General features: G+C 63.7%; 19 protein-coding genes. All 19 read right to left on the bottom strand.

From position 1 onward, the window contains the following. Position 1: 1 nt before the first annotated feature. On the bottom strand, positions 2-1555 hold the full coding sequence (locus EG885_RS15945) for an NADH-quinone oxidoreductase subunit M (RefSeq protein WP_131576407.1): 1554 nt from the start codon (positions 1553-1555) through the stop codon (positions 2-4). Position 1556: 1 nt separating this feature from the next. Beyond that, on the bottom strand, positions 1557-3677 hold the full coding sequence (gene nuoL, locus EG885_RS15940; RefSeq protein WP_131576404.1) for an NADH-quinone oxidoreductase subunit L: 2121 nt from the start codon (positions 3675-3677) through the stop codon (positions 1557-1559). 4 nt (positions 3678-3681) lie between these two features. Continuing rightward, a complete protein-coding gene (gene nuoK / locus EG885_RS15935; RefSeq protein WP_131576401.1) occupies positions 3682-3987 on the bottom strand; it encodes an NADH-quinone oxidoreductase subunit NuoK in 306 nt (101 codons plus the stop codon). Positions 3988-4049: 62 nt separating this feature from the next. Next, entirely contained in the window at positions 4050-4652 is a 603-nt protein-coding gene (locus EG885_RS15930; protein WP_131576398.1) for an NADH-quinone oxidoreductase subunit J, read from the bottom strand. After that, positions 4649-5062, bottom strand: a complete 414-nt coding sequence (locus EG885_RS15925; RefSeq protein ID WP_131576396.1) for a carboxymuconolactone decarboxylase family protein — start codon at positions 5060-5062, stop codon at positions 4649-4651. Before EG885_RS15925 ends, EG885_RS15930 begins: the two co-directional genes overlap by 4 nt. Beyond that, positions 5059-5550, bottom strand: coding sequence for an NADH-quinone oxidoreductase subunit NuoI (gene nuoI, locus EG885_RS15920; RefSeq protein ID WP_131576394.1), 492 nt, complete (start codon positions 5548-5550; stop codon positions 5059-5061). The genes EG885_RS15925 and nuoI overlap by 4 nt, the downstream gene beginning before the upstream one ends. 3 nt (positions 5551-5553) lie before the next feature. Further along, positions 5554-6585 (bottom strand): NADH-quinone oxidoreductase subunit NuoH, encoded by a 1032-nt coding sequence (nuoH, locus tag EG885_RS15915; protein WP_131576392.1) that lies wholly within the window; start codon positions 6583-6585, stop codon positions 5554-5556. Positions 6586-6603: 18 nt separating this feature from the next. Next, on the bottom strand, positions 6604-7353 hold the full coding sequence (locus EG885_RS15910; protein WP_131576390.1) for a hypothetical protein: 750 nt from the start codon (positions 7351-7353) through the stop codon (positions 6604-6606). A 5-nt stretch (positions 7354-7358) separates the two neighbouring features. Then, the gene (gene nuoG / locus EG885_RS15905) at positions 7359-9380 is read right to left on the bottom strand and encodes an NADH-quinone oxidoreductase subunit NuoG (protein WP_131576388.1); all 2022 of its coding nucleotides are present in this window, start codon (positions 9378-9380) and stop codon (positions 7359-7361) included. Between the two features lie 10 nt (positions 9381-9390). Then, the gene (locus EG885_RS15900; RefSeq protein ID WP_131576386.1) at positions 9391-9786 is read right to left on the bottom strand and encodes a DUF5333 domain-containing protein; all 396 of its coding nucleotides are present in this window, start codon (positions 9784-9786) and stop codon (positions 9391-9393) included. 101 nt (positions 9787-9887) lie between these two features. Further along, entirely contained in the window at positions 9888-11183 is a 1296-nt protein-coding gene (nuoF, locus tag EG885_RS15895; protein ID WP_131576384.1) for an NADH-quinone oxidoreductase subunit NuoF, read from the bottom strand. A 24-nt stretch (positions 11184-11207) separates the two neighbouring features. After that, on the bottom strand, positions 11208-11417 hold the full coding sequence (locus EG885_RS15890) for a DUF5337 domain-containing protein (RefSeq protein WP_131576382.1): 210 nt from the start codon (positions 11415-11417) through the stop codon (positions 11208-11210). Then, on the bottom strand, positions 11414-12277 hold the full coding sequence (locus tag EG885_RS15885; RefSeq protein WP_131576380.1) for a hypothetical protein: 864 nt from the start codon (positions 12275-12277) through the stop codon (positions 11414-11416). The genes EG885_RS15890 and EG885_RS15885 overlap by 4 nt, the downstream gene beginning before the upstream one ends. Before the next feature lie 39 nt (positions 12278-12316). Further along, positions 12317-13228, bottom strand: a complete 912-nt coding sequence (nuoE, locus tag EG885_RS15880; RefSeq protein ID WP_131576378.1) for an NADH-quinone oxidoreductase subunit NuoE — start codon at positions 13226-13228, stop codon at positions 12317-12319. Continuing rightward, a complete protein-coding gene (locus tag EG885_RS15875; protein ID WP_131576376.1) occupies positions 13228-14469 on the bottom strand; it encodes an NADH-quinone oxidoreductase subunit D in 1242 nt (413 codons plus the stop codon). The genes nuoE and EG885_RS15875 overlap by 1 nt, the downstream gene beginning before the upstream one ends. Continuing rightward, a complete protein-coding gene (locus EG885_RS15870; protein ID WP_131576374.1) occupies positions 14466-15086 on the bottom strand; it encodes an NADH-quinone oxidoreductase subunit C in 621 nt (206 codons plus the stop codon). The genes EG885_RS15875 and EG885_RS15870 overlap by 4 nt, the downstream gene beginning before the upstream one ends. Positions 15087-15088: 2 nt before the next feature. Beyond that, the gene (locus EG885_RS15865) at positions 15089-15622 is read right to left on the bottom strand and encodes a NuoB/complex I 20 kDa subunit family protein (RefSeq protein WP_131576372.1); all 534 of its coding nucleotides are present in this window, start codon (positions 15620-15622) and stop codon (positions 15089-15091) included. Further along, positions 15613-15930: an NADH-quinone oxidoreductase subunit A gene (ndhC, locus tag EG885_RS15860; RefSeq protein WP_379107531.1), complete on the bottom strand. Its 318-nt coding sequence runs from the start codon at positions 15928-15930 to the stop codon at positions 15613-15615. The genes EG885_RS15865 and ndhC overlap by 10 nt, the downstream gene beginning before the upstream one ends. Before the next feature lie 324 nt (positions 15931-16254). After that, the coding region (locus EG885_RS15855) for a pyruvate carboxylase (RefSeq protein ID WP_131576368.1) at positions 16255-18201 on the bottom strand (1947 nt) is incomplete at its 5' end.

The raw sequence follows: 18201 nt of genomic DNA, 5'->3' as shown, positions 1-18201 counted from the left end.
CTCAATGGCTGGCGGTGGCCGCAGCCAGCTCGCCCGTCGCGGCCTCGATGGGCAGCGCGTCGTGGAAGTTCACCAGCAGCGCCTGGACCGAGGGGCCGGTGATGTCGGTGACAAGGCGCGGATAGACGCCCAGCAGCAGGGTCATGGCGATCAGCGGCGCAAAGATCCAGCGTTCGCGCGGGGTCATGTCGGTGATCGTGCGCAGGCTTTCCTTGATCAGCGCACCCATGGTGACGCGGCGATACAGCCACAGCGCATAGCCGGCCGACAGGATAACCCCGGTCGCGGCGACCAATGCCACCCAGGTATTGGCATGGAAGGCGCCCATCAGGGTCAGGAATTCCCCGACAAAGCCCGAGGTGCCGGGCAGGCCGACATTGGCCATGGTAAAGAACATGAACACCAGCGCATAGACCGGCATCCGGTTCACCAGCCCGCCATAGGCGTCGATTTCGCGCGTGTGCATCCGGTCATAGATCACGCCGACGCACAGAAACAGCGCACCCGAGATGAAGCCGTGCGACAGCATCTGAAAGATCGCCCCGTCCAGCCCCTGCTGGTTGGCGGCAAAGATACCCATCGTCACATAGCCCATATGGGCGACCGACGAATAGGCGATCAGCTTTTTCATGTCCGACTGCGCCAGCGCCACCAGCGAGGTATAGACGATCGCGATGGCCGACAACCACAGCACGAAAGGCTGCATCAGATCCGAGGCGACCGGAAACATCGGCAGGCTGAAACGCAGAAATCCATAGCCACCCATCTTCAGCAGCACCGCCGCCAGCACGACCGATCCCGCAGTGGGCGCCTGAACGTGGGCGTCGGGCAACCAGGTATGGACCGGCCACATCGGCATCTTGACCGCGAAACTGGCAAAGAAGGCCAGAAACAGCAGCGTCTGCATGCCGCCGACCACGGTCATGCCCATCAGTCCGAACGTCTCGGACGGAAAATCAAAGGCCAGCAGTTCCACGATGTCGGTGGTGCCTGCGGTGCGGGCCATGGCGATCATCGCGACCAGCATCAGCACCGATCCGATAAACGTATAGAGGAAGAACTTGAAAGAGGCGTAAATCCGGTTCGCGCCGCCCCAGATGCCGATGATCAGGAACATCGGGATCAGACCAGCCTCGAAGAACAGATAGAACAGGATCAGATCCAGCGCAGTGAAGACGCCGATCATCAGCCCCTCAAGCACCAGAAAGGCGATCATGTATTCCTTGACCCGCACCTTGACGTCCCAGCAGGACAGGATCGTGATCGGCATCAAAAAGGTCGTCAGCATGACGAACAGGACCGAGATGCCGTCCACGCCCATCTTGTAGCGCAGGCCCATGATCCAGGCGTGATCCTCGACGAACTGAAAGCCGGTATTGGCCGGATCAAAGCCCGCCAGCAGGAACAGCGAGATCAGGAACGTGGCCGAGGTGGCGATCAGCGCCAGCCATTTTGCGTTCTTCTGCGAGGCGGCATCGTCGCCCCTCAGGAACAGCGCCAGAATGCCCGCCGCCACGATGGGCAGGAAGGTGATGATGGAAAGAAGGTTCGTCATGTTATTGCGCGCCCCGCATCATCACCCAGATCAGCAAGCCCACGATGCCCAGAACCATCGCGAAGGCATAATGGAACAGATAGCCCGACTGCACCCGCCCGGCAAAGCGGGTCAGGCGCGGGATGATTCCCAAAGCCAGCCCGTTGATGGCGCCGTCGATAACGGCTCCGTCGCCGCGCGTCCACAGGCTGGCGCCGATCCAGCGCGCCGGGCGCACAAAGATCGCGTCATAGGCCTGATCGAAATACCACTTGTTCAGCAGGAACTGATACAGCCCCCGCTGCTGGGCGGCCAGCTGGCCGGGCAGTTCGGGACGGCGGATATACATCAGCCAGGCCAGTCCGAACCCGATCAGCATCGCCACGAAGGGTGAGACCTTGACCCAGGCCGGGACGTAATGGGCGTCATGCATGACATGATTGTCGGGATGCATATAGATGGCGCCCTGCCCCACGGTGACGCCCTCGGTCCGGATGCCGCCCTCGGCCGCATCTGCGGCTGCATGGCCTGCATCAGCAGGGGCAGCCTCTCCGGCCGGGGCGTCGGTCGCAAGGGCCTCGGTTCCGTCGGCGGCGCCTTCGGTCGCATGCTCGGCTTCGGCCACGGGCAGGCCGAAGAAGCTTTGCACGCCCTCTTCCTCGAAGAAGCTGTTATACCAGATCATCCCCGCAAAGATCGAGCCAAAGGCCAGCACGACCAGCGGTGCGGTCATCACGCGCGGGCTTTCATGAGCATGGCCATGCGCATGGTGATCGCCGCGCGGCGTGCCAAAGAACGTCATGAACATCAGCCGCCAGCTGTAAAAGCTGGTCATCAGCGCCGCAATCACCAGCATCCAGAAGGCATAGGTGCTGCCGACATAGGCGCTTTCGATCACCGCATCCTTGGACAGGAAGCCCGCAAAGCCGATATGGGTCAGCGGAATGCCGACGCCGGTGATGGCCAGCGTGCCGATCATCATCGCGGCAAAGGTCAGCGGGATCTTTTTCCGCAAGCCGCCGTAATTGCGCATGTCCTGTTCATGATGCATCGCATGGATCACCGAACCGGCGCCCAGGAACAGCATCGCCTTGAAAAAAGCATGGGTCAGCAGGTGGAACATTGCGACCGAATAGACACCGACCCCCGCCGCCACGAACATATAGCCCAGCTGCGAACAGGTCGAATAGGCGATCACGCGCTTGATGTCGTTCTGCACCAGACCCACGGTCGCGGCAAAAAATGCGGTGGTCGCGCCGATATAGACGATGAACATCTTGGCTTCGGGCGCGAATTCATACAGCGGCGACATGCGGCAGACCAGAAACACGCCCGCCGTGACCATCGTGGCCGCGTGGATCAGCGCCGAAACAGGCGTCGGCCCCTCCATCGCATCGGGCAGCCACGTGTGCAGGAACAGCTGCGCCGATTTGCCCATCGCCCCGATGAACAGCAGGATCGCCAACACATTGGCGGCATTCCAGTCGCGCCACAGGAAGGTCATCTGCGTCTCGGCCAGCATCGGAACCTGGGCCCACAGCTCATCGAACTGGATCGTGCCGGTCATCCACCAGAGGCCGAAGATCCCCAGCAGAAAGCCGAAATCGCCGACGCGGTTGACGATGAACGCCTTCATGGCGGCAGCACCCGCCGACTGTTTCTTGAAATAGAAACCGATCAGCAGATAGGAAGCGACGCCCACGCCCTCCCAGCCAAAGAACATCTGCAGCAGGTTGTCGGCCGTCACCAGCATCAGCATCGAGAAGGTGAAGAAGGACAAATAGGCGAAGAACCGGGCGCGATAGGGCTCGTCATCCGAGAAATTCTCGTCATGCGCCATGTAGCCGAAAGAATACAGGTGAACCAGAGCCGAGACCGAGTTGATCACGACCAGCATGATGGCGGTCAACCGGTCCAGCCGGATCGCCCATTCGCTGGTGAAATCGCCCGAGACGATCCAGTCCATGACCGGAACCTGACGCAGCTGCCCGTCAAAGCCAAGGAACACCAACCAGGACAGGGCGGCGGCGGCGAAAAGGATGGCCGTGGTCAGGATCTGTGCACCGCGTTCGCCGATCAGGCGCCAGCCAAAGCCCGCGATCAGCGCGCCCAGAAGGGGCGCGAACAGGATGAATTGCAGCATGGCCTTACCCCTTCATCACGTTGACATCTTCCACCGCGATCGTGCCACGGTTGCGGAAGAAGACGACCAAAATGGCCAGCCCGATGGCGGCCTCGGCGGCGGCGACGGTCAGGATGAACAGGGTAAAGACCTGTCCGGCCAGATCCCCCAGATGCGCCGAGAAGGCGACAAAGTTGATGTTGACGGCCAGCAGCATCAGCTCGATCGACATCAGGATGACGATGACGTTCTTTCGGTTCACGAAGATGCCGAAGATCCCGGCGACGAACAGGATCGCCCCCACGACAAGGTAATGTGTCAGTCCGATCATCGTCTTACGTCCCTCAGGGCTTTCGCGCACCCGTTGATATTCTGTTGGCTTGGGCGGGGGCCTTAAAGCCCCTGCCCCGGCTTGACGTCGCGCAGCTGCATGGCCTTGGCCGGATCGCGGTGCATCTGGGCAACGACGTCCTGACGCTTGATGTCCTTGCGGTGACGCATGGTCAGGGTGATCGCGCCGATCATCGCGACCAGCAGGATCAGCCCCGCGATCTGGAACGGCAGGATATAGCGGTCATAAAGCACCAGACCGATCGCGTTCGTATTGACCTGATCGGCCACCATCGGCACCGATCGCAGCGTCGCCGACTGATCGCTGCTTTCCCATGCGCCATAGGCGATGGCCAGCTGCGCCAGCAGAACCAGTGCGATCAGCCCCGCCAGCGGCAGATAGCGGGCAAATTCGCCCTTGAGATTGCCAAAATCGACATCCAGCATCATCACGACGAACAGGAACAGCACCGCAACCGCGCCGACATAGACGATGACCAGCAGCATGGCCACGAATTCCGCGCCCAGAAGCACGAACAGGCCCGCCGCCGACAGAAAGGCCAGGATCAGCCACAGCACCGAATGGACCGGGTTGCGCGCCAGCACGACCATGAACCCTGCGGTACAGACCGAAATGGCGAACAGATAAAAGGCAAAGGTCATCATGTCGGGGACTTCCCTTCGGATTCGGCAAAGACGCCCTGCGCGATCTCCAGCGCCTTCTGCATCGCGGGAAGGCCGCCGAACATCCCCATCTGATAGATCACCTCGGCGATCTCTCGCGGTGTGGCGCCTGCCTGAATGGCGTGGCGGATGGTCAGACGCAGCTGCGGCTCTGCAAGTGCGCCCTGCACCGTCATTGCGGCGACGGTCACCAGCAGGCGGGTGCGGGCATCAAGCCCCTCGCGGTTGAAGGTCTTGCCGAACCACATCTCCAGCATGTCCGCGGGCATGGTCGGGAACATCTTTTCGACCGCCTTCAGGTCGAAATGCTCCAGCGCGGGGTTGAAGGTGCGGGCCATTTCCTGGCCCTGGCTCAGCATCTGCTGAAACATCTTGGTGAACGGATCGGTCATCTGTAGGGCGCATCCATGGCAAGGTTGCGGGCGATTTCCGATTCCCACCGGGCGCCGTTATCCAGCAGCTTGGCCTTGTCGTAGAACAGCTCCTCGCGCGTTTCGGTGGCGAATTCGAAATTCGGCCCCTCGACGATGGCATCGACCGGGCAAGCCTCCTGACAGAAACCGCAATAGATGCATTTCGTCATGTCGATGTCATAGCGCGTCGTGCGGCGCGAGCCGTCATCGCGGGGTTCGGCATCGATGGTGATCGCCTGCGCAGGGCAGATCGCCTCGCACAGTTTGCAGGCGATGCAGCGTTCCTCGCCATTGGGATAACGGCGCAGCGCGTGCTCACCCCGGAAGCGCGGCGACAGCGGCCCTTTTTCATGGGGATAGTTGATCGTGGCCTTGGGGGCGAAGAAATAGCGCATCCCCAGACCGAACCCTTTGATGAAATCCACCATCAGGAAGTATTTGGTGGCGCGGACAACGTCGAAAGCCATCTGTTACACTCCTGCCCAACGGGCCCAGAAGGTCCCGAAGACTTCGAATTTCGCAAGGAACGCCACGATCACAACCCAGCCCAGTGACAGCGGCAGGAAGACCTTCCAGCCGATACGCATCAGCTGATCATAGCGATAGCGCGGCACGATCGCCTTCACCATGGCGAACATGAAGAACCAGAAGACCATCTTCAGGAACATCCAGATCGCCCCGTCCGGCAGGCCGGGGATGGGCGACAGCCAGCCGCCGAAGAACAGCAGGCTGATCAGGGCGCACATCAGCCACATGGCGATATACTCGCCGGCCATGAACAGAAGGTAAGGGGTGGACGAATATTCGGTCATGAAGCCCGCGACCAGCTCCGATTCCGCCTCGGGCAGATCGAAGGGCGGGCGGTTGGTCTCGGCCAGTGCCGAGACGAAGAACAGCACCAGCATCGGAAAATGCGGCAGCCAGAACCATGACAGCAGCCCCGCGCCGCTTTGCGCGTCGACGATGGCCGACAGGTTCATCGAACCCGCCGAGATGACGATGCCGATGATGATCAGGCCCAGGCTGACCTCGTAGGAAATCATCTGTGCGGCGGAGCGCAGCGATCCCAGGAACGGGAATTTCGAGTTGGACGCCCAGCCCCCCATGATCACGCCATAAACCTCAAGCGAGGAGACCGCAAAGATGAACAGGATGCCCACGTTGATGTCGGCCATCACCCAGCCCGGCGCAAAGGGAATCGCCACGAAGGCAAGCAGCGCCAGCATCATCGACAGGAAGGGCGCCAGGAAAAAGACGAACTTGTCGGCCCCGGCAGGCACGACGATTTCCTTGACCACGAATTTCAGCGCATCGGCGAAGGTCTGCAGGATGCCCCATGGCCCGACCACGTTGGGGCCGCGCCGCATCTGCACGGCGGCCCAGATCTTGCGGTCGCCATAGACCATATAGACCAGCGACAGCATGACAAAGACGATCAGCGCCAGACCCTGCGCCAGCAGGATGATCGCGATGCCCCATGAGGATGCCCAAAAATCAGCCATGATGCCCGTACCTTTGCCCTACGCCGCGGGAATGCCGCGTGCCCCGCATTCGCGCAGGGTCTCTTCCGTTTCCATCACCCGCAGTCCCAACGGCCTGTCATCCGACAAAAGAAAGGCCGATCCGATCAGCAGCTTGCCGTTGCGTTCGGCCTGCAGCGTGCGGATATGCCTGCCGTAGGGGTTGCCGTTGTCCCGGGCCCAACCGGCCAATGCGCAGGTGGCATACGAAAACGCGATGTCCGCGTCCACCCCCTGCCGCAGATTGGCAGTCACCTCGACCAGATCGGCCCCGGCGCCGCTGTTCAGGGCATCGACCTTGACGGCGATGAAACTCTCGGGGTCGATCTCGGTCCCTTCGGCCAGAACCGGCAAAGCGGGGCGGCTGAGGGCTGCAAAAGCCTCCAGCGCCTTTTCCTGCGCGGTCTTTTCGCGGGGCCGGTTGGCGGCGACCAGTCCGCCGAAATCCAGATCCAGATTGGCGTTCAACGCGGCCAGATCGGCCTCGCTGACCTCGAAGGCATCGCGACCGCCGGGGCTGTCCAGATCCATCGTGGTGACCGAGCCGTCCTCTTCCAGAATCAGGATCTCGCCCGATTGGGTCGAGACCCGCGCCCGGCCAAGCCGACCGTCGCCCGCCGCGCCCGGGGCCATCGCCACCGGGGCGGCACTGGGGCGCGCGGTGCCGGTGCCCTCGCCCATGAAACAGCCGGGCAGCACCAGAAGGGCGCCAAGGGCCGACGCCGTCGTCAGGATCCGTGATGTGCGCATGGCCATCATTCCGCCGCCAGCGCGGGCGCATGGCGCCCCGCTGCCATCCGCGACAGCTCGCCCATCAAGGGCGAGGACCGTGCGATCGGGTTGGTCAGATAGAAATCGCGGACCGGGTTCACAAAGCTGGCCCGCCCCAGATCGGCCAAGGGCAGCGCCGCCCCCTGATTTTCGGAGATCTGGTCGATGCGGGCCAGATGCGGCACAGCCTCGACCATCTTGCGACGCAGTTGCGCCAGACTGTCCCACGGCAGGGTCCGGCCCAGCTCGCCGGACAAGGCGCGCAGGATGGCCCAGTTTTCCTTGGCCTCGCCCGGCGCGAAATTGGCGCGCAGCGCAAGCTGCGGCCGGCCCTCGGTGTTCACGAACAGGCCCTGCTCCTCGGTATAACAGGCGGCGGGCAGGATGATGTCGGCACGATGCGCGCCCCGGTCGCCATGGCTGCCCTGATAGATGACCGTCGGGCCTGCCGCGATCTCGACCTCGTCGGCGCCCAGATTGAAGATGACCTGCGCGCCGTCCAGCGCCGCCGTCATGCCGCCTTGCGTCACCGCACCCACATCCATGGCGCCCACGCGCCCGGCGGCGGTGTGCAGGATCAGCAGCTTGGAGTTGCTGTTTTCCGCCAGCTTGATCGCATGGGCCAGAACAGCGGCGCCATCGGCCTCGCGCAGCGCCCCCTGCCCCACGATCACCAGCGAGGGTGTCTCGCGCGTCTCGTCGCTGATCTGGCGCGAAGACAGGCTTTCCAGCGCCGCCCGGTCCGTGCCGACATGGTGGTAATCATAGGTCAGATCGACCGCCTCGCCGACCAGCGCGATCTGCGCCCCGCGCGTCCAAGCACGGCGCAGGCGGGCGTTCAGGACCGGTGCCTCGTCGCGGGGATTGGTGCCGATCAGCTGGATCATCTCGGCGGTGTCGATATCGGCAATGGTCGCGGTACCGACATAGGCCGCGCGGTTGCCCTCGGGCAGTTTGGCGCCATCGGTGCGGCATTCGACCGAACCGCCCAGACCCTCGATCAGGGTCTTGAGGCTGAAGGCGGCTTCGACAGGGGCCAGATCGCCGACCAGACCGGCCAGTTTCTTGCCCTGCATCGCGGTGGCGGCGGCGGCCAGCGCCTCGGGCCATGTGGCCGGGCGCAGGCGTCCGTTTTCACGCAGATAGGGCTGGTCCAGCCGCTGGCGGCGCAACCCGTCCCAGACAAAGCGGGTCTTGTCGCTGATCCATTCCTCGTTCACGCCATCATGGTTGCGCGGCAGGATGCGCATCACTTCGCGCCCCTTGGTGTCCACGCGGATCGCACTACCAAGGGCGTCCATCACGTCGATCGTCTCGGTCTTGGACAGCTCCCACGGGCGGGCGGTAAAGGCATAGGGTTTGCTGACCAGCGCGCCAACCGGGCAGAGATCGATGATATTGCCCTGCAGGTTCGAGGCCAGTGTCTGGTTCAGATAGCTGGTGATCTCGCTGTCCTCGCCGCGTCCGGTCTGGCCCATCTGGCTGATGCCCGCGACCTCGCTGGTGAAGCGCACGCAACGGGTGCAGCTGATGCAGCGGGTCATGTGGGTTTCGACCAGCGGACCCAGATTCAGTTCCTCGGACGCGCGCTTGGGTTCGCGATAGCGGCTGAAATCGACGCCATAGGCCATCGCCTGATCCTGCAGGTCGCATTCGCCGCCCTGATCGCAGATCGGGCAATCCAGCGGATGGTTGATCAGCAGGAATTCCATCACGCCCTCGCGGGCCTTCTTGACCATCGGGCTGTTGGTGCGGATTTCCGACGGCGCACCTTCGGGGCCGGGCCGCAGATCCTTGACCTGCATCGCGCAGCTTGCGGCGGGCTTGGGGGGGCCGCCCACGACTTCGACCAGACACATCCGGCAATTGCCCGCGATGGACAGCCGCTCGTGATAGCAGAAACGCGGAATCTCGATCCCGGCCTGTTCGCAGGCCTGGATCAGCGTCAGGTTGGGATCGACCGCGATCTCGGTCCCGTCGATCTTGATTGTCCGCAGTTCGGCCATGATGTGTTCCTTACCTGGCACTCAGCAACGATCCCGCGACCGTCTTCCGTGCGATTTCGTCCCGCCCGAGGCGGCAGAATGTCTGCGGATCGCCGTTCACGACGCCGCGTTCGACCATATAGCGGTCGGCCTGTGCATAAATCCGTTGCCGGTCGGGACGGCTGTCCAGAAACGCGTCGATCTGCGCCTCGGAATAGCCCTTGTCGCGGGCATAGCGTTTCAGCGCCCGCGCCTCGTTAAAGGCGCGGACCAGCCGCGCGTCGATGGTCGGACAGGCGCGACGAACAAGATCGGCCACGCGGGCCTGCACAAGGCGGTCGTTGACGTAAGCCTCGGATGACAGAGGTTCCAGCGCGGCAGCAGGGGTGGCAGCCAGCAGGGCAGCGACGATCAGGGGGCGAAACATGGCACGATCCTTTGCATGGTGATGTGTTTCCACATAACCATGCGCCGGGCGCTTTGCCCGACACGAGCCCGTGCGGGCCCCGTGATATGCCGCGCCTGCGATCATTCTGCGGCCAGCGCGCCCATGCGCCCGGTCTTCTTGGCCTTCAGCCGATCCTCGATCTCGCCGCGGAAATTGCGGATCAGGCCCTGGATGGGCCATGCGGCGGCATCGCCCAGGGCGCAGATCGTGTGACCCTCGACCTGTTTGGTCACGTCCAGCAGCATGTCGATTTCCTCGACCTCGGCCTCTCCGGTGACCAGACGGTGCATGACGCGCATCATCCAGCCTGTGCCCTCGCGGCAGGGCGTGCATTGCCCGCAGCTTTCGTGTTTGAAAAAAGCCGACAGCCGCCAGATCGCCTTGATGACGTCGGTCGACTGATCCATCACGATCATGCAGCCGGTGCCAAAGCTGGATTTCAGCTCTCGCATGCCGTCGTAATCCATGATGGCGTTTTCGCACTGTTCCGCAGTCAGCACCGGGCAGGAGGCGCCGCCGGGGATGATCGCCTTGAGGTTCTTCCACCCGCCCCGGATGCCGCCGCCATGCTTGTCGATCAGCTCTTTCATCGGAATCGACATGGACTCCTCGATGACGCAGGGGGTGTTGATATGGCCGGTCAGACCGAACAGCTTGACGCCCGCATTGTTGGGACGGCCAAAACCCGCGAACCATTCCGGGCCGCGCCGCAGGATCGTCGGCACGACGGCGATGGATTCGACATTGTTCACCGTGGTCGGGCAGCCATAAAGGCCGGCGCCCGCCGGGAAGGGCGGCTTCATCCGGGGCATGCCCTTCTTGCCCTCAAGGCTTTCCAGCAGCGCGGTTTCCTCGCCGCAGATATAGGCGCCGGCGCCGTGATGCAGATACAGATCGAACTCCCAGCCCGAGCCCGCCGCATTCGCGCCCAGCATCCCCGCATCATAGCATTCATCGATGGCCGCCTGCAGGGCCTCTTTCTCGCGGATATATTCGCCGCGCAGATAGATATAGCAGGCATGGGCGTTCATCGCGAAGCTGGCGATCAGCGCGCCTTCGATCAGGGTATGCGGATCATGACGCATGATCTCGCGGTCCTTGCAGGTCGCGGGTTCGGATTCGTCGGCATTGATGACCAGATAGGACGGCCGCCCATCGGATTCTTTGGGCATGAAGGACCATTTCAGGCCGGTCGGAAAGCCCGCCCCGCCCCGTCCGCGCAGGCCCGAGGCCTTCATCTGTTCGACGATCTTATCGCGTCCACGCCCGAGGATTTCGGCAGTGCCGTCCCAATGGCCGCGCGCCTGCGCGCCCTTCAGGCTGCGGTCGCCCATCCCGTAAAGGTTGGTGAAAATGCGATCCTGGTCTTTCAGCATCCGTCAAATCCCTTATTCCCGGCGTCACGCATTCCTGCGCCGCCAGATACGCCAGGTCACGATCAGCGACCAGACAAAAGCACCGATGGCGGCAAGGTCGGCCAGAAAGGCCCACTGCGCCGCCCAGTCATATTCCCGTCCGATCGCCTGTATCGCAAGCCAGCCCAGCATGGCGACGGCGATCACGATCGCCACCAGCCGCATCTGTCTTGCATCGCGATCGGGCGCCGTCATCGTGCCGTGCCTGCGCGTTTGCGTTCGGCCAGCACCTGCGCCTGACCGACCCAATTGCTGGCCCGGATGCGCCCGGCCGCATAGCCGATCTGGGCTGCGACGCGGTCGATCTCGGCATCGTCCCAGGCCGCGATCTGTTCATACTGCGTCACGCCAGCGGCATGCAGCGATTTCTCGATCGGCAGGCCAAGCCCCCGCATGGCGCGCAGCTTGTCCGGTGCGCCAGTCTGGTTGGCCGCCGTCCGGACGGTCGCGGCAGGCTGCACCGGCTGGACATCGTCGGGCTGCTGGGGCGTGACGTCGTCTGCCATGGCTTCTGCCACCGGGTCCGGGTTAGCGACCGCATCCGGCACCGCATCGCCATAGATGCTGCGCGCGGCCTCGGGGATGTCACGCTGCACGGGGGCCGGAACGGCATCGCCCGAGGGCGCGATCCGACGCTCGGCTGCCGAAAAACGGGCGACCTCGGGCGCGGCATCGCCAAAGCCGGGGGCTGAGAACAGCGGCGGGCGCGAGGCCGCATCGCTGTCATCGTGCCGGCCATGATCAATGGTCGGGGCCTGATCGTCGACGGGGGCCTGATCAATGGCCGGGGACTGATCCATCACAGGCGCCGGGACCGGCGCCGCAGCGGTCTCGTGCCGCACGACCGGCGTGGCCACGGGTTCGACCCGGCGCAGCTCGGGCTCGTTGCGGATGGTGGCGGGCGCCGCCTTGCCGCGCAGAAAGCCCATCAGCAGACCACCCACTAACGCTGCCACGACCAGCGCCACCAGCCACCCGGCAATGCCGGACAGGGTCAGGCCCAGAAACACCAGCACTGCGGCGCCTGCTGCGGTCAGTTTGCTTGCACCTTGCATCGCGGCCATCCTTTTTCTGCACCGTCGACCCTGCCCGGGTCAGTCCTGATCTTTGCCCGTCACGGCATCCGTCTCATCCGCCCGCACATTGGCAGGTTCGCGCTTTGACACCGGGCGCCCGGCAGAACTGGCCTGCGCCTCTTGTTCGGTCACGCCCGTCGCATCGGCAGGGGCGCCGTCCGAGGGGCGCGGCTCGACCTCGGGGGCGGTGTCGATGCCGGTCTGATCATCGCTGGCCGCCAGCGGGTTGCGGCGCCATTTGGTCAGGATCGGCACCTCGGTCCCGTCGATCCGCTTCAGGGTTTCCCCCAGATCCGAGGCCAGCGCGACGCTGGCATTCGCCGCCTCGCCGCCCTTGGCCGCCAGCAGGCTGGTCAGCCCCGAGGCGGGCTCGGAGGCAAAGCGCCCGGTCTGCGGACCCGGCACCGGAACCTCGCCCGCCGACATGCGGTCGATCAACGCCTCAAGGCTGTTGGCAGACAGATCCTCGTAATAATCCTTGCCGATCTGGGCCATCGGCGCATTGGCGCAGGCACCCAGACATTCGACCTCTTCCCAGCTGAACTTGCCATCCGCCGACAGGGTATGCGGGGTGGGCGCGATCTTGCGTTTGCAGACCGCCACCAGATCCTCGGCCCCGCAGATCATGCAGGTCGTGGTGCCGCAGATCTGGATATTGGCGACAGTCCCGACCGGTTGCAGCTGGAACATGAAATAGAAGGTCGCGACCTCCAAGGCCCGGATATAGGCGATGCCCAGCAGGCTGGCGCAATATTCGATGGCCGGACGGGACAGCCAGCCTTCCTGTTCCTGCGCGCGCCACAGGATCGGGATGATCGCCGATTGCTGGCGACCCTCGGGGTATTTGGTGATCTGCGCCTGCGCCCATTCAAGGTTCGCAGGCGTGAATTCAAAGCTGTCCGGCTGGACGGGGTGCAGGCGGCGCAGCATCAGCGGTCGACCTCTCCGAAAACGATATCCTGGGTGGCGATCAGCGCGGGCACATCGGCCAGCAGATGGCCCCGGGCCATCCAGTCCATCGCCTGAAGATGCAGAAAGCCCGGCGCGCGCAGTTTCGCGCGATAGGGTTTGTTGGTGCCGTCGCTGACCAGATAGACGCCGAATTCGCCCTTGGGCGCCTCGACCGCGGCATAGACCTCGCCCGCCGGAACGCGGAAGCCCTCGGTATACAGCTTGAAGTGATGGATCAGGCTTTCCATGTCGCGTTTCATGTCGGCGCGCTTGGGCGGCGTCATCTTGCCCCGGGCCATCACCTCGCCCGGCCCTTCGGCTCGCAGCTTGGCGATCGCCTGCAGCATGATGCTGGTCGATTCGCGCATTTCCTGCATCCGGCACAGGAAGCGGTCATAGCAGTCGCCATTCGTGCCGACCGGGATCTTGAAGTCGAATTCGTCATAGCATTCATAGGGCTGGCTGCGCCGCAGATCCCAGGCCATGCCCGATCCGCGTACCATCACGCCCGAAAAGCCCCAATCCAGCGCCTGCTGTTCGGTGACCACGCCGATATCGACCAGCCGCTGCTTGAAGATCCGGTTTTCGGTCAGCAGCGTGTCCAGATCGTCCAGCACCTTGGGGAAACGGCCGCACCATTCCTCCATATCGTCCAGCAGATCGGGGGTCAGATCCTGGTGCACGCCACCGGGCCGGAAATAGGCCGCATGCAGACGCGCGCCGCTGGCGCGTTCGTAAAAGATCATCAGATCCTCGCGCGCCTCGAACCCCCACAAGGGGGGCGTCAGCGCGCCCACGTCCAGCGCGCCGGTGGTCAGGCCCAGCAGGTGGTTCAGAATGCGCCCCACCTCGCAGAACAGCACCCTGATCAGGCTGGCGCGGCGCGGCACGGGCGTGCCGGTCAGACGCTCGATCGCCAGACACCAGGCATGTTCCTGATTCATGGGCGAGACGTAATCCAGCCGGTCGAAATAGGGCAGGTTCTGCAGATAGGTCCGGCTTTCCATCAGCTTTTCGGTGCCGCGATGCAGCAATCCGATATGCGGGTCGGCGCGTTCGACGATCTCGCCATCCAGCTCCAGCACCAGACGCAGCACGCCATGGGCTGCCGGGTGCTGAGGGCCAAAGTTGATGTTGAAATTGCGGATGCGCTGCTCGCCGGTCAGCAAATCCTCGCTGCCGTCGTCATAGTGGTTGGTGCGGATATCGCCGTCCATCATTTCGCGGCCCCCTTTTCATCGCCGGGCAGGGCATATTGCACACCCTCCCACGGGGACAGAAAATCGAACTGGCGGTATTCCTGCACCAGCCGGACGGGTTCATAGACGACGCGCTTTTCGGCATCGTCATAACGAACCTCGACATAGCCGGTGGTCGGGAAATCCTTGCGCAAAGGATGCCCCGAGAACCCGTAATCGGTCAGGATGCGCCGCATGTCGGGATGGCCGGTGAACAGAATGCCGAACATGTCGAAAATCTCGCGTTCGAACCAGTTCGCGCAAGGGTGGATGCCGGTCAGCGTCGGCAGCATCTCATCCTCGCGGACGGCGACCTTCACGCGGATGCGGTGGTTCTGATACATCGACAGGAAATGCCAGACCACGTCAAAGCGCTGTGCGCGCGACGGATAATCGACCGCCGTGATGTCCACCAGCGTGGAAAAACGGCAGGAACTGTCGCTGCGCAGAAAATCGATCAGGTCCAGAATGCCGCTGGCCGTGGCGGTCACGGTCAGCTCGCCATGCGCGACCGAGGTGCCGACCACCTCGCTGGCGCGGCGCAGCTTGATATGCTCGGCCAGCTGGTCCATCGCGTCGGTGTCTTGATACTGCGTCATGATCACCTCACCAGCGTGCCGGTGCGCCGGATGCGGCGCTGAAGTTGCAGGATGCCGTACAGAAGCGCCTCGGCGGTCGGCGGGCAGCCGGGGACATAGATGTCCACGGGCACGATCCGGTCACAGCCGCGCACCACGGAATAGCTGTAATGGTAATAGCCGCCGCCATTCGCACAGCTGCCCATGCTGATCACATAGCGCGGCTCGGGCATCTGGTCATAGACCTTGCGCAGGGCGGGCGCCATCTTGTTGGTCAGCGTTCCGGCCACGATCATCAGATCCGACTGGCGCGGGGAGGCGCGCGGCGCGGTCCCGAACCGTTCCAGATCGTAACGCGGCATCGACACCTGCATCATCTCGACCGCGCAGCAGGCCAGACCGAAGGTCATCCAGTGCAGCGAGCCGTTGCGCGCCCAGTTGATGATGTCTTCGGTGGTGGTCAGCAGGAATCCCTTGTCCTGCAATTCGCGGTTCAACGACGCGGTCGCGACCTCGCGGTCGGGGCCTGCGGTATTGGCTCCGGTCATCACGCCCATTCCAGCGCCCCCTTCTTCCACTCATAGGCAAAGCCCACGGTCAGCACGCCCAGAAACACCATCATCGACCAGAAGGCCCCGGTGCTGAGGTATTGAAAGCTGACGGCCCAGGGAAACAGGAACGCCACTTCGAGGTCGAAGATGATGAACAGGATCGCCACCAGATAGAACCGCACGTCGAATTTCATCCGCGCGTCGTCGAACGGGTTGAAACCCGATTCATAAGAGCTGACCTTTTCCGGGTCCGGATTGCGCACCGCGATGATCATCGCCGACAGCAGCAGGATCAGGGCAAGGGCCGAAGCCATCCCCGCAAAGACGAGAACGGGCAGATAGTCCTGCGCTAGGTTTTCCACGGGCAATGATCCCCTTGTCGGTCGCGGGGATCACGGCTCACCTCGCGACGGGTTGGCTGTCTGCGGTTTAGACCCGGCGCGTGCCGGGGTCAACGGGCGCTCCGCGCCCAAAGCGCGGCGAATTGTTGCAATTGCCCGACATGCGGGCGGCAGGAAGGATCAGAGCGCAAGCCGACGGGCAAGAGGATGACGTCACCGCGCGGCCTGCCCGGACGGCCGGGCGATTCGTCGCGCCAGGGGGCCGGAGCGGCCGCAAAGCCGCTCCGGCCCCTGTTCCTATCCGATCTCGACCAGCAGATCCTTGGCGTCGATCTGCTGGCCGGGGCTGACATGCAGGGCGGTGATGGTGCCGTCGCGGTCGGCATGCAGGCCGGTTTCCATCTTCATCGCCTCGATCGTCAGCAGCAGGTCGCCCTGCTTGACCGCCTGCCCCTGCGCCACCCCCACGGATGCCACGACGCCCGGCATCGGCGCGCCGACATGGCCGGGATTGGCGGCATCCGCCTTGGGGCGGGCGGCCTGTGCGCCGGTGGCCTTGCGGTTCGGCACGCGGACCTGACGGGGCTGGCCGTTCAGTTCGAAAAAGACCTTCATCTCGCCCTTCTCATCCGTCTCGCCCAAGGTCAGCAGGCGGATCTCCAGCGTCTTGCCGGGATCGATCTCGACGCTGATCTCGTCCCCCGGCTCCATCCCGTAAAAGAAGGTGCGGGTGGGCAAAGTGCGGACCGGGCCATAGGTCTGGTGGCGGGCCATGTAATCGGTAAAGACCTTGGGATACATCAGATATCCGTTCAGATCCTCATCATCAATGGCCTTGCCGTCCAGCTCTGCCGACAGCTTTGCGCGGACCTCTTCCAGATCGACGGGGTCCAGATGCGCGCCGGGGCGGTCGGTGATGGGGGTTTCGCCCTTCAGCACCTTGGTCTGGATCGCCTGAGGCCAGCCGCCGGGGGGCTGGCCCAGATTGCCGCGCATCATGTCCACGACGCTGTCGGGGAAGGACATGTCGCGGTCGGGGTTCATCACGTCGTCCGGTGTCAGGTTCTGCGACACCATCATCAGCGCCATGTCCCCCACCACCTTGGAACTGGGCGTGACCTTGACGATATCGCCGAACATCCGGTTCACATCGGCATAGGCCTGCGCCACCTCGTGCCAGCGATCCTCCAGCCCCATCGACCGCGCCTGCGATTTCAGGTTGGTGAACTGCCCGCCGGGCATCTCGTGCAGATAAACCTCGGAGGCGGGCGATTGCAGGCCCGATTCGAAGGCGGCATAGCTTTCGCGGACCCGTTCCCAGTAATTGCTGATCGCCCGGACCGCGCCGATGTCCAGACCGGTGTCGCGAGAGGTCAGGGCCAGCGCCTCGACCACGCTGCCCAAGGTCGGCTGGCTGGTGTTGCCCGACAGCGCATCCATCGCGCAATCGACCGCATCGACGCCCGCGTCCGCCGCGGCCAGGATCGTCGCGCCGCCCATGCCGCTGGTGTCATGGGTGTGGAAATGGATGGGCAGGCCGACCTCTTCCTTCAGGGCCTTGATCAGGATGCGGGCGGCGGGCGGCTTCAGCAGCCCGGCCATATCCTTCAGCCCCAGCACATGCGCGCCCGCGGCCTTCAGATCCTGCGCGGTCTTCAAATAATACTGCAGGTCGTATTTGGACCGGTCAGGGTCCAGCATGTTGCCGGTGTAACAGACCGTGCCTTCGCAGATCTTGCCGCTGTCGATCACCGCATCCATGGCGACGCGCATGTTCTCGACCCAGTTCAGACTGTCAAAGACGCGGAACACGTCCACCCCGGTCTCTGCGGCCTGTTTGACAAAGAACTGCACCACATTGTCGGGATAATTCGTATAGCCCACCCCGTTCGAGGCGCGCAGCAGCATCTGCGTCATCAGGTTCGGCATCTTGGCACGGATGTCGCGCAGCCGCTGCCACGGGCATTCCTGCAAAAAGCGGTACGCCACGTCGAAAGTCGCGCCGCCCCAGCATTCGACGCTGAACAACTGCGGCAGGTTGGCGGCATAGCTGGGCGCCACGCGGATCATGTCGATCGACCGCATCCGCGTCGCCAGCAGCGACTGGTGGCCGTCACGCATCGTGGTGTCGGTGATCAGCAGTTGTTTTTGCGCGGCCATCCAGTCGGCAACGGCCTGCGCGCCCTGTTCCTCCAGCATCTGCCGCGTGCCGGGCGCGGGCGCGGCCTTGGGGGCGGGGGCGAC

The organism is Paracoccus nototheniae (assembly GCF_004335005.1).
Lineage (GTDB): Bacteria > Pseudomonadota > Alphaproteobacteria > Rhodobacterales > Rhodobacteraceae > Paracoccus > Paracoccus nototheniae.
This window is presented reverse-complemented; position numbering and strand designations above follow the sequence as displayed.